This is a genomic window from Klebsiella sp. HMSC16C06 (assembly GCF_001808325.1).
GTDB lineage: Bacteria > Pseudomonadota > Gammaproteobacteria > Enterobacterales > Enterobacteriaceae > Klebsiella > Klebsiella variicola.
This window is the reverse complement of record NZ_KV793007.1, coordinates 1-13,498: the sequence shown is the minus strand read 5'-3', so window position 1 is coordinate 13,498 and position 13,498 is coordinate 1. Positions and strand designations below refer to the sequence as shown.

The 13,498-nt window shown below is 55.0% G+C and carries 17 protein-coding genes; 13 read left to right on the top strand and 4 right to left on the bottom strand.

All coding sequences use genetic code 11. The annotated features are described in order from the left end of the window. Position 1 precedes the first annotated feature (1 nt). From HMPREF3142_RS16375 to HMPREF3142_RS16365, 3 genes are all read right to left on the bottom strand, one after another. Positions 2 to 220: a YheU family protein gene (locus HMPREF3142_RS16375; protein WP_002920151.1), complete on the bottom strand. Its 219-nt coding sequence runs from the start codon at positions 218 to 220 to the stop codon at positions 2 to 4. Then, a complete protein-coding gene (locus HMPREF3142_RS16370; protein WP_162493231.1) occupies positions 217 to 1,215 on the bottom strand; it encodes a hydrolase in 999 nt (332 codons plus the stop codon). Before HMPREF3142_RS16370 ends, HMPREF3142_RS16375 begins: the two co-directional genes overlap by 4 nt. 225 nt (positions 1,216 to 1,440) lie before the next feature. After that, positions 1,441 to 3,345: an ABC transporter ATP-binding protein gene (locus tag HMPREF3142_RS16365; RefSeq protein ID WP_008807036.1), complete on the bottom strand. Its 1,905-nt coding sequence runs from the start codon at positions 3,343 to 3,345 to the stop codon at positions 1,441 to 1,443. Between the two features lie 173 nt (positions 3,346 to 3,518). Between HMPREF3142_RS16365 and kefG the strand changes: the two genes are divergently transcribed. The 4 genes from kefG (at position 3,519) to slyD (ending at position 6,770) form a co-directional block, all read left to right on the top strand. Beyond that, on the top strand, positions 3,519 to 4,082 hold the full coding sequence (gene kefG / locus HMPREF3142_RS16360; protein ID WP_008807037.1) for a glutathione-regulated potassium-efflux system ancillary protein KefG: 564 nt from the start codon (positions 3,519 to 3,521) through the stop codon (positions 4,080 to 4,082). Then, positions 4,069 to 5,874, top strand: a complete 1,806-nt coding sequence (kefB, locus tag HMPREF3142_RS16355) for a glutathione-regulated potassium-efflux system protein KefB (protein WP_070612230.1) — start codon at positions 4,069 to 4,071, stop codon at positions 5,872 to 5,874. Before kefG ends, kefB begins: the two co-directional genes overlap by 14 nt. A gap of 11 nt (positions 5,875 to 5,885) precedes the next feature. After that, positions 5,886 to 6,086: a YheV family putative zinc ribbon protein gene (locus tag HMPREF3142_RS16350; protein ID WP_002920143.1), complete on the top strand. Its 201-nt coding sequence runs from the start codon at positions 5,886 to 5,888 to the stop codon at positions 6,084 to 6,086. Positions 6,087 to 6,179: 93 nt separating this feature from the next. Continuing rightward, positions 6,180 to 6,770, top strand: a complete 591-nt coding sequence (slyD, locus tag HMPREF3142_RS16345; protein ID WP_008807039.1) for a peptidylprolyl isomerase — start codon at positions 6,180 to 6,182, stop codon at positions 6,768 to 6,770. 58 nt (positions 6,771 to 6,828) lie between these two features. On the opposite strand, the gene HMPREF3142_RS16340 is transcribed toward slyD, so the two are convergent. Next, complete coding sequence (locus HMPREF3142_RS16340; protein WP_002920136.1) at positions 6,829 to 7,047, bottom strand: protein SlyX; 219 nt, start codon at positions 7,045 to 7,047, stop codon at positions 6,829 to 6,831. Between the two features lie 222 nt (positions 7,048 to 7,269). Here HMPREF3142_RS16340 and fkpA point away from each other — a divergent pair, with 222 nt between their 5' ends. From fkpA to HMPREF3142_RS28100, 9 genes are all read left to right on the top strand, one after another. Beyond that, positions 7,270 to 8,100: an FKBP-type peptidyl-prolyl cis-trans isomerase gene (gene fkpA, locus HMPREF3142_RS16335; RefSeq protein ID WP_012540430.1), complete on the top strand. Its 831-nt coding sequence runs from the start codon at positions 7,270 to 7,272 to the stop codon at positions 8,098 to 8,100. A 168-nt stretch (positions 8,101 to 8,268) separates the two neighbouring features. Further along, positions 8,269 to 8,991: a helix-turn-helix transcriptional regulator gene (locus tag HMPREF3142_RS16330; RefSeq protein ID WP_002920130.1), complete on the top strand. Its 723-nt coding sequence runs from the start codon at positions 8,269 to 8,271 to the stop codon at positions 8,989 to 8,991. Next, positions 8,991 to 9,377, top strand: coding sequence for a sulfurtransferase complex subunit TusD (tusD, locus tag HMPREF3142_RS16325; RefSeq protein WP_008807041.1), 387 nt, complete (start codon positions 8,991 to 8,993; stop codon positions 9,375 to 9,377). Before HMPREF3142_RS16330 ends, tusD begins: the two co-directional genes overlap by 1 nt. Beyond that, positions 9,377 to 9,736, top strand: coding sequence for a sulfurtransferase complex subunit TusC (gene tusC, locus HMPREF3142_RS16320; protein ID WP_070612229.1), 360 nt, complete (start codon positions 9,377 to 9,379; stop codon positions 9,734 to 9,736). Before tusD ends, tusC begins: the two co-directional genes overlap by 1 nt. Positions 9,737 to 9,743: 7 nt before the next feature. Then, a complete protein-coding gene (gene tusB, locus HMPREF3142_RS16315) occupies positions 9,744 to 10,031 on the top strand; it encodes a sulfurtransferase complex subunit TusB (RefSeq protein ID WP_008807043.1) in 288 nt (95 codons plus the stop codon). Between the two features lie 124 nt (positions 10,032 to 10,155). Next, positions 10,156 to 10,530 (top strand): 30S ribosomal protein S12, encoded by a 375-nt coding sequence (rpsL, locus tag HMPREF3142_RS16310; protein WP_002920115.1) that lies wholly within the window; start codon positions 10,156 to 10,158, stop codon positions 10,528 to 10,530. Between the two features lie 96 nt (positions 10,531 to 10,626). Beyond that, complete coding sequence (gene rpsG / locus HMPREF3142_RS16305) at positions 10,627 to 11,097, top strand: 30S ribosomal protein S7 (protein ID WP_008807044.1); 471 nt, start codon at positions 10,627 to 10,629, stop codon at positions 11,095 to 11,097. A 96-nt stretch (positions 11,098 to 11,193) separates the two neighbouring features. Next, positions 11,194 to 13,308 carry an elongation factor G gene (gene fusA / locus HMPREF3142_RS16300; protein WP_008807045.1) on the top strand — a complete coding sequence of 705 codons (2,115 nt, stop codon included), beginning with the start codon at positions 11,194 to 11,196 and terminating at the stop codon, positions 13,306 to 13,308. A gap of 69 nt (positions 13,309 to 13,377) precedes the next feature. Next, positions 13,378 to 13,498, top strand: a 121-nt coding sequence (locus HMPREF3142_RS28100; RefSeq protein ID WP_001693590.1) for a GTP-binding protein, incomplete at its 3' end; no start/stop codon positions are given.

Below are 13,498 nucleotides of genomic sequence, written 5' to 3'. Positions count from 1 at the left end.
CTTAGCCGTTAAACAGCGCGCGCGGCATAATATTGACCGTCTCATGCAGTTCCGACCACACAAGAACCGCCTCTCCGCGTTTCAACTGCTGTTTTACATCGGCGACTTTATCGGCAAGTGAACGTTCATGTTCACCATAATCGGTGCCTTCACGTAACACAAAGCTTTCAATCAGGTTATCCAGCGTTTCGGGATCCAGATCCTGCCAGGGAATAATCATACGGGGACCTCCAGCCAACGGTTTAACCAGTCCGGGATGCGTCTTTCCAGCCACATCTCCGGCTTACGCAGGGTGCCGCCGACGAAACCAACGTGGCCGCCTTGCTCAGTTAATTGATACTCAACGTTCGCCGGCAATTGCTCCTGCGGTGGTATGGAGTGGTGATCCATAAATGGATCGTCTTTCGCGTGAATGATGAGCGTTGGCTTAGTGATATCGCTGAGCCGCGGCATGGCGCTGCATTGCCGGTAATAATCCAGCGCATCGGCGAAACCATGGATTTTGGCGGTGATCATATCGTCAAATTCCCGGATGCGGCGCATCCCTTTAAGCTGGCGTAAATCGACAGGCAGTGAGCCAGGATACGCTTTCAGCTTGCGTGAGGCATTGGCTTTTAACAGATTGAGCAGATAGCGCTGATAAACCCGCGAGAAGCCCTTATCCATATGATAGCTGCAGGCTTCGAGCATGAAAGGCGCGGAGACGATCACCGCCGCATCCAGCGGGCAGCGGTCGCCTTCTTCTGCCAGCAGGCAGCCCAGCATATTGCCGCCCAGTGAATAGCCGACGGCCGCAGTCGGCGCGGGACCAAACTCGCGCTGTAGCCAGTGCAGAAACCAGGTGCCATCTTCTGTTTCGCCGGAGTGATAGATGCGGTTATTGCGGTTAGGTTCGCCGCTGCAGCCGCGGAAATGCATAACCACGCCCAGCCAGCCGCGCTGCATCGCCGCGTGGATCAGACCATGGGCGTACGGGCTGTGCAGGCTTCCTTCGAGACCATGAAAGACGACGAGGCGCGGCTTATGGCGCGCCTGATGCGGGTCTTCGCTCCAGGCCAGATCGACAAAATCGCCGTCTGGCAGCTCAAGGCGCTGCCAGTGCGGGGTAAAGCGCAATTTACGGCGAATCAGCCGCGGCAGCATGGTTTGCAGATGACGATTGCCCACGCCGCGCATCGGATGGAACTCACGCGAATCGTTTTCGGGGGGCGTCATGTCTGTGGGGATGATTTCAACCATAGCACCAGAACAATTAATAAACGTGATGATGACTATACCGCGCAGGGCGCACAGGGGTTAGCCAATATGTGGTCTTGTGGCCAGCGACGCCAGGTTACAGCAAAAACAAATCATTGATGTCACTGATGGCAGGCCATGGAGAGGGCAGAAACCCACCCTGCCAGCGGCATCGTACGCGCAGGCAGGATGAGGAAGTCAATATTAGCCTTCCTGAAGCATCTGCTCCAGCTGCTCCTGGGCCTCCAGCCAGGCCATTTCACACTCCTCCAGCCCGGACTTCGCGCTGGCCTGCTGCTGCAGGCATTCGGTTAGTTCGGCTTTACGTGAGGCGTCATAAAGCTCACTGTCGCCAAGTTTTTCTTCCGCACTGGCCAACTGCGCGTTGAGCTTGTCCATCTCTTTTTCCAGACGGGCGATCTCTTTGCGCAGCGGTTGGGTCTGGCTGCGCAGTTCCGCTTCCCGACGCTTCTGGTCCTTGCGCGCCTGGGCGCTGTTGCCGCTCTCTTTTGGCGCGTCGCTGCTCTGTGATTCCTGTTTTTGCGAGTCGCTGAGCCACTGCTGATAATCTTCCAGATCGCCGTCGAACGGCTCGACTTTACCGTCATGGACGAGGTACAGATCGTCGGTGGTGGAACGGATCAGGTGACGATCGTGCGACACGACAACCAGCGCTCCCTCAAAGTCGATCAGCGCTTCGGTTAAGGCCTGACGCATATCGAGGTCAAGGTGGTTGGTCGGTTCATCGAGCAGCAGCAGGTTAGGGCGCTGCCAGACGATCAGGGCCAGTACCAGGCGCGCTTTTTCTCCACCAGAGAAGCGGCGGGTCTCTTCGCTGACCTTATCGCCCTGGAAACCAAAGCCGCCCAGATAATCACGCAGCTTTTGTTCCAGTTCCTGCGGGGCCAGGCGCGCCAGGTGCTGCAGCGGCGACTCATCGGCACGCAGGAACTCCAGTTGATGCTGGGCGAAGTAGCCGAGCTTGATACCTTTTGCGAGACCGATCTCGCCGCTCACCGGCTGGAGTTCACCTGCCAGCAGCTTAATCAGCGTCGACTTCCCGGCGCCGTTGCGGCCCAGCAGGCCGATGCGCGAGCCCGGCACCAGATTGAGCTTGATGGAGTCGAGGATAATACGCTCGCCGTAACCGGCGCTGACTTTCTCCATCTTCAGCAGCGGGTTAGGCAGACTCTCCGGCTGGCGGAAACTGAAGTGGAATGGGTTATCCACGTGCGCCGGGGCGATAAGCTCCATCCGCTCCAGCATTTTGATACGGCTTTGCGCCTGCTTGGCCTTGGTGGCCTTCGCGCGGAAGCGGTCGATATAGCTTTGTAGATGCGCAACGCGCTGCTGCTGGCTTTCGTACATCGCCTGCTGCTGAGAGAGACGGGTAGCGCGCTGCACTTCGAACGAGCTGTAGTTACCGGTGTACTCAAACATCGTCTGCTGTTCGATATGGATAATTTTGTCGACGATAGGATCGAGAAAATCGCGATCGTGGGAGATCAGGATCAGCGTCCCTGTGTAACCCTTAAGCCATTTTTCGAGCCAGATGACGGCATCGAGGTCGAGGTGGTTAGTCGGTTCATCGAGCAGCAGCAGATCGGAGCGGCAAATCAGCGCCTGGGCGAGGTTAAGGCGCATACGCCAGCCGCCGGAAAAATCGCTGACCGGCCGCTCCAGCTGTTCGTTGCTGAATCCCAGACCGTGCAGCAGGCTGGCAGCGCGCGAACGGATGGTCCAGGCGTCGATGGCGTCCAGCTTGCCGTGGACCGTGGCGATGGCATGGCCGTCGTTGCGCTCATTTGCCTGCTGGAGCGCGGCTTCCAGCTGGCGGTATTCACGATCGCCATCAATAACATAATCGATAGCCGGCTGAGGCAGCGCCGGGGTTTCCTGATTCACCCATGCCAGCTGCCAGCTGCCTGGAAAGGTCATACTGCCGCCGTCAGCGCTTATCTCGTTTTTCAAAAGCGATAGCAGCGTCGATTTCCCGCAGCCGTTTTTCCCCACCAGACCGACCTTTTGGCCAGGGTTGATGGTAGCGGTGGCGTTGTCCAGCAGGACGCGTACGCCGCGACGAATTTGTAACGAGGAGAAAACAATCATAAGGCGCCGTATGTTCAGACTATGTTAATTTGTCATTATGATAATGTAGTGTGGAAGCGAATCGCTTCACCGGGCCGCCATGGTAGCCCAAAACGAAGACGATACACAAAGTCATTCTGGCGGTGTCAGAACACCGGGGCTGCGCAGGCCGCCAGAAGACCTACGGGAGGGGAATGATGTCTCAGACAGCGAAAGTGTTGCTGCTGTATGCCCACCCAGAATCTCATGATTCCGTGGCCAACCGGGTTTTATTAGAGCCGGCCTTACAGTTGCCGAACGTCACCGTGCACGATCTTTACGCGCACTATCCGGATTTTTTTATCGATATCGCTCATGAACAGGACCTGCTGCGCCAGCATGAGGTGATTGTTTTCCAGCATCCTTTATATACCTGGAGCTGTCCGGCGCTGCTCAAGGAGTGGCTGGATCGTGTGTTAAGCCGCGGCTTCGCCAGCGGTGCCGGGGGGAACGAACTGGCGGGAAAGTACTGGCGTAGTGTGATCACCACCGGCGAACCTGAGAGCGCCTACCGTCGCGATGCCAATCGCTATCCGATGAACGATATTTTACGTCCTTTTGAACTGACCGCCGGCATGTGCCGTATGCACTGGATGAGCCCCATTATTGTCTACTGGGCCCGGCGGCAACAGCCAGAGGAATTGCGTAGCCGCGCTCGGGCCTACCGGGACTGGCTGGCCAATCCCCTTACCGCCGGAGGTATACATGGCGGGATCTGATTTGCTGCTGGCGGGCGTTCTTTTTTTGTTCGCCGCCGTTATTGCCGTACCTCTGGCCTCAAGATTGGGTATTGGCGCGGTGCTGGGCTATCTGCTGGCCGGGATTGCGATTGGCCCGTGGGGACTTGGGTTTATCAGCGATGTGGATGAAATTCTCCATTTCTCTGAGCTCGGTGTAGTGTTTCTGATGTTTATCATTGGCCTGGAGCTTAATCCGGCCAAGCTATGGCGGCTGCGAAGCTCCATCTTCGGCGTTGGCGCGGCGCAGGTGATGCTCAGCGCGGCGATCCTCGGCGGTCTGCTGATGACGACCGGGTTTTCATGGCAGGCGGCGGTGGTCGGCGGGATCGGCCTGGCGATGTCTTCCACCGCCATGGCGCTGCAGCTGATGCGTGAGAAGGGAATGAGCCGCAGCGAATCGGGGCAGTTAGGCTTTTCGGTCCTGCTGTTTCAGGATCTGGCGGTGATCCCGGCGCTGGCGCTGGTGCCCCTGCTGGCCGGTTCAGTGGATGAGCATGTTAACTGGCTGACGGTCGGTATGAAGGTCCTGGCCTTTGCCGGGATGCTGATTGGCGGACGCTATCTGCTGCGGCCGGTGTTCCGTTTCATCGCCAGCTCAGGGGTCAGGGAAGTGTTTACTGCCGCCACGCTACTGCTGGTCCTTGGGTCGGCGCTGTTTATGGAGGCGCTGGGGTTGTCGATGGCGCTGGGTACCTTTATCGCCGGCGTGCTGCTGGCGGAAAGCGAGTATCGCCACGAACTGGAAATCGCTATCGATCCGTTCAAGGGGCTGCTGCTCGGGCTGTTCTTTATCTCCGTCGGCATGGCGCTGAACCTTGGCGTGCTGTATACCCATCTGCTGTGGGTGGCGGTGAGTGTGGCGGTGCTGGTGGCGGTAAAAATGCTGGTGCTCTATCTGCTGGCCCGTCTCTATGGCCTGCGAAGTTCAGAGCGGATGCAGTTTGCGGGCGTATTAAGCCAGGGCGGCGAGTTCGCCTTTGTCCTCTTTTCGTTGCCCGCGTCTCAGCGGTTGTTTCAGCATGACCAGATGGCGCTGTTGCTGGTGGCGGTGACGTTGTCGATGATGACGACGCCGCTGCTGATGAAGGGGATAGATAAGCTATTGTCGCGACGGCTGAATCCGGCAGATGATACCGATGAGGCGCCGTGGGTGGAGGATGACAAGCCGCAGGTGATTATTGTCGGGTTTGGTCGCTTTGGTCAGGTTATCGGTCGCCTGCTGATGGCCAATAAGATGCGTATTACGGTGCTGGAGCGGGACATCAGCGCGGTGAATCTGATGCGTAACTATGGCTATAAAGTCTATTTTGGCGATGCCACCCAGCTGGAGCTGCTGCGCTCGGCGGGAGCGGAAGAGGCGCAGTCGATCGTCATCACCTGTAATGAGCCAGAAGACACCATGCGGCTGGTGGAAATGTGTCAACAACACTTTCCACATCTGCATATTCTGGCCCGCGCACGCGGTCGCGTTGAGGCGCATGAGCTGCTGCAGGCCGGTGTGACGCAGTTTTCTCGTGAAACCTTCTCCAGTGCACTGGAACTGGGGCGCAAAGCGCTCATCACCCTGGGGATGCATCCTCACCAGGCCCAGCGCGCGCAACTGCACTTCCGACGGCTCGATATGCGAATGCTGCGCGAGTTAATGCCAGTGCATACTGATACGGTACAGGTATCTCGCGTGCGGGAAGCCCGACGCGAACTGGAAGAGATTTTTCAGCGTGAAATGCAGAAAGAAAGCCGGCAGCTGGACGGCTGGGACGAGTTTGAATAAAGGTAAATCATATGGCAGTGCGTAAACGTTTTATTGCCGGGGCGAAATGTCCGGCGTGCCAGGCGCAGGATTCGCTGGCGATGTGGCGTGAGAATAATGTCGATGTCGTTGAATGCGTTAAGTGCGGTCATCAGATGCGTGAGGCGGATAAAGAGGCCCGTGAGCATGTACGCAAAGAGGAGCAGGTGATTGGCATTTTTCATCCCGACTAGCGTTATCCGTCGGCTTTTTTTAAGCTAGAGGGTACACGGCTGCAGAATTCCGCTACAATCTGCGCCACTATTCTTCCCATCTCAGGAGATATCATGAAAGTAGCAAAAGACCTGGTGGTCAGCCTGGCCTATCAGGTACGTACAGAAGACGGTGTGTTGGTTGATGAGTCTCCGGTAAGCGCGCCGCTGGATTACCTGCACGGTCACGGCTCCCTGATTTCCGGCCTGGAAAACGCGCTGGATGGCCACGAAGTGGGCGACAAATTTGACGTAGCCGTCGGCGCTAACGACGCTTACGGCCAGTATGACGAAAACCTGGTGCAGCGTGTACCGAAAGACGTCTTTATGGGCGTTGATGAACTGCAGGTTGGCATGCGCTTCCTGGCGGAAACCGATCAGGGTCCAGTACCGGTAGAAATCACTGAAGTTGAAGACGACCACGTTGTGGTTGATGGCAACCACATGCTGGCTGGCCAGAACCTGAAGTTCAATGTGGAAGTTGTCGCTATTCGTGAAGCAACGGCTGAAGAGCTGGAGCATGGTCACGTGCATGGCGCGCATGGCCACGATCACGATCATGACCATGGTCATGACGGTTGCTGCGGCGGCCACGGCCACGATCATGGTCACGACCATGAACACGGCAAAGGTGGTTGCGGTAACGGCGGTTGCGGTTGCCACTAATGGCGTCGCGTTCGCGCGGATAGCCAAAAAAAGCGGGGAAACCCGCTTTTTTTACGTCTCAATAATGGGGAGGCGGCGTCTCTTCTGCCTGAGAGGCGATATGGGACGGTTGGGTCGCCTTCAGTTTCTCGATCATCAGACGCATATGCTCCCGCATCTTCGCCATCTCTATCTCGTGGGCGGTCACGGTTTTATTGAGGTCTTCGATGGTGATTTCCTGAAACGCCAGCCGGCTTTCCAGCTCTGCAAGGCGCGTTTCTAATGTGCTATCGTGCATGGGTAACCTCTTTAGTCTGATCCTGCGAGCGGATTCTACTTAAGTTTCTCTTTTCGCGCAGCATCGCTGCGTCTGACAGGAAACTTATTCATACAAAAATAGTCCTAAAAGAGGCGATATTCAGGAACGTCCGTATGTAGATTTTAACGGCAACGTTCTATAGTACGTTTTTTGCTTTTTACGATAACCCTGGGGTGAGAGGCCCCGGCCCTGGAGAAATGGATGAAATCACTGTTTAAAGTAACGCTGCTGGCGACCACAATGGCCGTCGCCCTGAATGCACCGCTGACCTTTGCTGCAGATGCGGCGGCGAAGGCAGCCCCAGCGGCTGAGAGTAAATCGGCATTTAAAAATGACGATCAGAAATCCGCCTATGCACTGGGCGCGTCTCTCGGGCGTTACATGGAAAACTCCCTGAAAGAACAAGAAAAGCTGGGCATTAAACTGGACAAAGCCCAGCTGATCGCCGGCGTACAGGACGCGTTTGCCGATAAGAGCAAGCTGTCCGACCAGGAGATCGAACAGACTCTGCAGGCCTTTGAAACGCGCGTGAAGACCGCGGCTCAGCAGAAAATGGAAAAAGACGCGACTGAGAACGAAGCCAAAGGCAAAACCTTCCGCGATAGCTTTGCTAAAGAGAAGGGCGTGAAAACATCGAAAACTGGCCTGCTGTATAAAGTCGAGAAAGAAGGCACTGGTGATGCGCCGAAAGACAGCGACACCGTGGTGGTTAACTACAAAGGCACCCTGATCGACGGTAAAGAGTTTGATAACTCTTATACCCGCGGTGAGCCGCTCTCTTTCCGCCTGGACGGCGTGATCCCGGGCTGGACGGAAGGCCTGAAGAACATCAAGAAAGGCGGTAAAATCAAGCTGGTCATTCCACCGGATCTGGCTTACGGCAAAACCGGCGTTCCGGGGATCCCGGCCAACTCTACGCTGGTCTTTGACGTAGAACTGCTGGATATCAAACCGGCGCCGAAGGCGGATGCACAGCCGGAAGCCGCTGGCGACGCGAAAGCCGCAGACGCGAACGCTGACGCTAAGAAGTAATCGGGTTCAGGCCGCCGTCTCGTCAGAGGCGGCGGCTTTTTTATTGAGCGCAGATATAATTAAAACTGGAAAGATCCTCAGGCGCTGTATTACTTTAGATAGCTTAATAATGATGATGAGCCTGCCCTGACAATAACGACAGGCTCCTGAAAAGGAGTGCTTTTTTTCATGTCCAGGTCGCTTTTAACCAACGAAACCAGCGAGCTTGACCTGCTGGATCAACGTCCCTTTGACCAGACCGATTTCGATATTCTTAAATCTTATGAAGCGGTGGTGGACGGGTTGGCGATGCTCATCGGTTCGCACTGTGAAATCGTGCTGCATTCTTTGCAGGATCTTAAATGCTCTGCCATCCGTATCGCCAATGGTGAACATACCGGCCGCCAAATCGGTTCACCGATTACCGATCTTGCGCTGCGCATGCTGCACGATATGACGGGCGCCGATAGCAGCGTTTCCAAATGCTACTTCACCCGCGCCAAAAGCGGCGTACTGATGAAGTCGGTGACGATAGCCATTCGCAATCGCGATCATCGGGTGATCGGTCTGCTGTGCATCAACATGAATCTGGATGTGCCTTTTTCCCAGATCATGAGCACCTTTATTCCGCCAGAAACGCCGGAGGTCAACTCACCGGTGAACTTTGCTTCCTCGGTTGACGATCTGGTCGCGCAGACGCTGGAATTCACCATTGAAGAGGTGAACGCCGATCGCAGCGTGTCTAATAATGCGAAAAACCGCCAAATCGTGCTGAATCTCTACGAAAAAGGGATCTTCGATATCAAAGACGCCATTAACCAGGTGGCCGATCGTCTGAATATCTCCAAGCATACCGTCTACCTCTATATCCGCCAGTTCAAGAGCGGCGATTTCCAGGGGCTGGATAAGTAATGCGTTTTGCCCTCACGGTGACTGGCCCTGCCTATGGGACCCAGCAGGCGAGCAGCGCCTGGCAGTTTGCCCAGGCCGTATTACAGGAAGGTCATGAACTGGCATGCGTTTTTTTCTATCGCGAAGGCGTGCTCAACGCTAACCAACTGACGGCGCCCGCCAGCGATGAGTTCGATCTGGTGCGCGCGTGGCAATCATTGCACGATGAACAAGGTGTGGCACTACACATCTGCGTGGCGGCTGCCTTGCGTCGAGGCGTAACGGACGAGCGTGAGGCGCAACAGCTCGCGCTGGCCAGCCACAATTTGCAACCCGGCTTCACGCTGAGCGGGCTCGGCGCGCTGGCGGAAGCCGCGCTCACTTGCGATCGGATGGTGCAGTTCTGATGAAACGTGTGGCTTTTATTTTTTCCTCCGCGCCGCACGGCAGCGCCGCCGGCAGGGAAGGGCTCGATGCCTTATTAGCAACCTCCGCGCTCACCGACGAGATTGGCGTGTTCTTTGTAGGCGACGGCGTTTTTCAACTGCTGCCCGATCAACGGCCGGGTGCAGTGCTGGCTCGCGACTACATAGCCACCTTTAAACTGCTGTCACTGTATGACATCGATCAGTGCTGGCTGTGTGCCGACTCCGCGCGGGAGCGCGGTCTGGACCCCGCTACTCCGTGGGTGGTGGATGTCGAATGCCTGGCGCCGGATACCCTGCGCGCCCGTCTGCATGAATTTGATGTGATTTTGCGTTTCTGAGGTCCCCATGCTCCATACGCTCAGTGTTTCTCCCTGGCATGCCGATATTGCAGCAATGCTTCGCGTGATGGATCACGGCGACGATCTGTTATTGCTGTCTGATGGCGTCACGGCGGCCATCGCCGGCGGTCGCTTCCTTGAGATCCTGCAATCCGCCCCCATAACCCTCTATGTGCTGCAAGACGACGTTGACGCCCGCGGGCTGGCTGGTCAAATTGCGGACAGTGTCGGTAGGGTTAGCTATACTGATTTCGTCAGACTCACGGTAAAACATGCCGGTCAGCTGGCCTGGTGATGGCGGGATCGTTGTATATTTCTTGACACCTTTTCGGCACCGCCCTAAAATTCTGCGTCCTCATATTATATGAGGCGATTTATTACGTGTTTACGAAGCAAAAGCTAAAACCAGGAGCTATTTAATGGCAACAATTAACCAGCTGGTACGCAAACCACGCGCACGCAAAGTTGCAAAGAGCAACGTGCCTGCGCTGGAAGCCTGCCCGCAGAAACGTGGCGTATGTACTCGCGTATATACCACCACTCCTAAGAAACCGAACTCCGCACTGCGTAAAGTTTGCCGTGTGCGTCTGACTAACGGTTTCGAAGTCACCTCCTACATCGGTGGTGAAGGTCACAACCTGCAGGAGCACTCCGTGATCCTGATCCGTGGCGGTCGTGTTAAAGACCTTCCGGGTGTTCGTTACCACACCGTTCGTGGTGCGCTTGACTGCTCCGGCGTTAAAGACCGTAAGCAGGCTCGCTCCAAGTACGGCGTGAAGCGTCCTAAGGCTTAATGGTTCTCCGTTAAGTAAGGCCAAACTGATTTACCTTAATGTCATACTAAACTCTTAGAGTTTTGGACAATCCTGAATTAACAACGGAGTATTTCCATGCCACGTCGTCGCGTCATTGGTCAGCGTAAAATTCTGCCGGATCCGAAGTTCGGATCAGAACTGCTGGCTAAATTTGTCAATATCCTGATGGTAGATGGTAAAAAATCTACTGCAGAAGCAATCGTATACAGCGCGCTGGAGACCCTGGCTCAGCGCTCTGGTAAAAATGAACTGGAAGCTTTCGAAGTCGCTCTCGACAACGTGCGCCCGACTGTAGAAGTTAAGTCTCGCCGCGTTGGTGGTTCTACTTATCAGGTTCCAGTTGAAGTTCGTCCGGTTCGTCGTAATGCTCTGGCAATGCGTTGGATCGTTGAAGCTGCTCGTAAACGCGGTGATAAATCCATGGCTCTGCGCCTGGCGAACGAACTCACTGATGCTGCAGACAACAAAGGTACTGCAGTTAAGAAACGTGAAGACGTTCACCGTATGGCCGAAGCCAACAAGGCGTTCGCACACTACCGTTGGTAATCCCTTCGGAGTCATAGTCACCAGGCGGGCGCTTCAGATGAGTCGCCCGCTCTGGATAACTTAACTGAACGCCTAAAGAAATAAACGAGGAATCAAATGGCTCGTACAACACCCATCGCACGCTACCGTAACATCGGTATCAGTGCGCACATCGACGCCGGTAAAACCACTACTACCGAACGTATTCTGTTCTACACCGGTGTAAACCACAAAATCGGTGAAGTTCATGACGGCGCCGCTACCATGGACTGGATGGAGCAGGAGCAGGAACGTGGTATCACCATCACTTCCGCTGCGACTACTGCATTCTGGTCTGGTATGGCTAAGCAGTATGAACCGCACCGTGTAAACATCATCGACACCCCGGGGCACGTTGACTTCACTATCGAAGTAGAACGTTCCATGCGTGTTCTTGATGGTGCGGTAATGGTTTACTGCGCAGTTGGTGGTGTTCAGCCACAGTCTGAAACCGTATGGCGTCAGGCAAACAAATATAAAGTTCCGCGCATTGCGTTCGTTAACAAAATGGACCGCATGGGTGCGAACTTCCTGAAAGTTGTTGGTCAGATCAAAACCCGTCTGGGCGCGAACCCGGTTCCGCTGCAGCTGGCGATTGGTGCTGAAGAAGGTTTCACCGGTGTTGTTGACCTGGTGAAAATGAAAGCCATCAACTGGAACGATGCAGACCAGGGCGTTACCTTCGAATACGAAGATATCCCGGCTGACATGCAGGACCTGGCTGACGAATGGCACCAGAACCTGATCGAGTCCGCTGCGGAAGCTTCCGAAGAGCTGATGGAGAAATACCTGGGTGGTGAAGAACTGACTGAAGAAGAGATCAAAAAAGCTCTGCGTCAGCGTGTTCTGAACAACGAAATCATCCTGGTAACCTGCGGTTCTGCGTTCAAGAACAAAGGTGTTCAGGCGATGCTGGATGCGGTAATTGATTACCTGCCATCCCCGGTTGATGTTCCGGCAATCAACGGTATTCTGGACGACGGTAAAGATACCCCGGCTGAGCGTCACGCAAGCGACGAAGAGCCGTTCTCTGCACTGGCGTTCAAAATCGCTACCGACCCGTTTGTTGGTAACCTGACCTTCTTCCGTGTGTACTCCGGTGTGGTTAACTCTGGTGATACCGTACTGAACTCCGTGAAAGCTGCACGTGAGCGTTTCGGTCGTATCGTACAGATGCACGCTAACAAACGTGAAGAGATCAAAGAAGTTCGCGCGGGCGACATCGCTGCTGCTATCGGTCTGAAAGACGTAACCACTGGTGACACCCTGTGTGACCCGGATGCGCCGATCATTCTGGAGCGTATGGAATTCCCTGAGCCGGTAATCTCCATCGCCGTTGAGCCGAAAACCAAAGCTGACCAGGAAAAAATGGGTCTGGCTCTGGGTCGTCTGGCTAAAGAAGACCCGTCATTCCGCGTATGGACTGACGAAGAGTCTAACCAGACCATCATCGCCGGTATGGGTGAGCTGCACCTCGACATCATCGTTGACCGTATGAAGCGTGAATTCAACGTTGAAGCGAACGTCGGTAAACCTCAGGTTGCTTACCGTGAAGCGATTCGCGCGAAAGTTACCGATATCGAAGGTAAACACGCCAAGCAGTCTGGTGGTCGTGGTCAGTACGGTCACGTTGTGATCGACATGTACCCGCTGGAGCCGGGCTCTAACCCGAAAGGTTACGAGTTCATCAACGACATCAAAGGTGGTGTAATTCCTGGCGAATACATCCCGGCCGTTGATAAAGGCATCCAGGAACAGCTGAAAGCTGGTCCGCTGGCAGGTTACCCGGTAGTTGATATGGGTATCCGTCTGCACTTCGGTTCTTACCACGACGTTGACTCCTCTGAGCTGGCGTTTAAACTGGCTGCGTCTATTGCCTTTAAAGAAGGCTTTAAGAAAGCAAAACCAGTTCTGCTTGAGCCGATCATGAAGGTTGAAGTAGAAACTCCGGAAGAGAACACTGGTGATGTTATCGGTGACTTGAGCCGTCGTCGCGGTATGCTGCGCGGTCAGGAATCCGAAGTAACCGGCGTTAAGATCCACGCTGAAGTACCGCTGTCCGAAATGTTCGGTTATGCAACTCAGCTGCGTTCTCTGACCAAAGGTCGTGCATCATACACCATGGAATTCCTGAAGTATGATGATGCGCCGAACAACGTTGCTCAGGCCGTTATTGAAGCCCGTGGTAAATAATCCACAGGATTAAAACCTAAGTCCCGTGCTCTCTCCGAAGGGGAGAGCACTATAGTAAGGAATATAGCCGTGTCTAAAGAAAAATTTGAACGTACAAAACCGCACGTCAACGTTGGTACTATCGGCCACGTTGACCATGGTAAAACTACCCTGACTGCTGCCATCACTACCGTTCTGGCTAAAACCTACG

Excerpts from the sequence above, each read along its gene's own strand:
- HMPREF3142_RS16375 (WP_002920151.1), bottom strand. The coding sequence starts at position 220 with ATGATTATTCCCTGGCAGGATCTGGATCCCGAAACGCTGGATAACCTG.
- fkpA (WP_012540430.1), top strand. The coding sequence starts at position 7,270 with ATGAAATCACTGTTTAAAGTAACGCTGCTGGCGACCACAATGGCCGTC.
- fusA (WP_008807045.1), top strand. The coding sequence starts at position 11,194 with ATGGCTCGTACAACACCCATCGCACGCTACCGTAACATCGGTATCAGT.
- kefG (WP_008807037.1), top strand. The coding sequence starts at position 3,519 with ATGATGTCTCAGACAGCGAAAGTGTTGCTGCTGTATGCCCACCCAGAA.
- rpsG (WP_008807044.1), top strand. The coding sequence starts at position 10,627 with ATGCCACGTCGTCGCGTCATTGGTCAGCGTAAAATTCTGCCGGATCCG.
- kefB (WP_070612230.1), top strand. The coding sequence starts at position 4,069 with ATGGCGGGATCTGATTTGCTGCTGGCGGGCGTTCTTTTTTTGTTCGCC.
- tusB (WP_008807043.1), top strand. The coding sequence starts at position 9,744 with ATGCTCCATACGCTCAGTGTTTCTCCCTGGCATGCCGATATTGCAGCA.
- slyD (WP_008807039.1), top strand. The coding sequence starts at position 6,180 with ATGAAAGTAGCAAAAGACCTGGTGGTCAGCCTGGCCTATCAGGTACGT.
- rpsL (WP_002920115.1), top strand. The coding sequence starts at position 10,156 with ATGGCAACAATTAACCAGCTGGTACGCAAACCACGCGCACGCAAAGTT.
- tusC (WP_070612229.1), top strand. The coding sequence starts at position 9,377 with ATGAAACGTGTGGCTTTTATTTTTTCCTCCGCGCCGCACGGCAGCGCC.
- HMPREF3142_RS16365 (WP_008807036.1), bottom strand. The coding sequence starts at position 3,345 with ATGATTGTTTTCTCCTCGTTACAAATTCGTCGCGGCGTACGCGTCCTG.
- tusD (WP_008807041.1), top strand. The coding sequence starts at position 8,991 with ATGCGTTTTGCCCTCACGGTGACTGGCCCTGCCTATGGGACCCAGCAG.
- HMPREF3142_RS16340 (WP_002920136.1), bottom strand. The coding sequence starts at position 7,047 with ATGCACGATAGCACATTAGAAACGCGCCTTGCAGAGCTGGAAAGCCGG.
- HMPREF3142_RS16370 (WP_162493231.1), bottom strand. The coding sequence starts at position 1,215 with ATGACGCCCCCCGAAAACGATTCGCGTGAGTTCCATCCGATGCGCGGC.
- HMPREF3142_RS16330 (WP_002920130.1), top strand. The coding sequence starts at position 8,269 with ATGTCCAGGTCGCTTTTAACCAACGAAACCAGCGAGCTTGACCTGCTG.
- HMPREF3142_RS16350 (WP_002920143.1), top strand. The coding sequence starts at position 5,886 with ATGGCAGTGCGTAAACGTTTTATTGCCGGGGCGAAATGTCCGGCGTGC.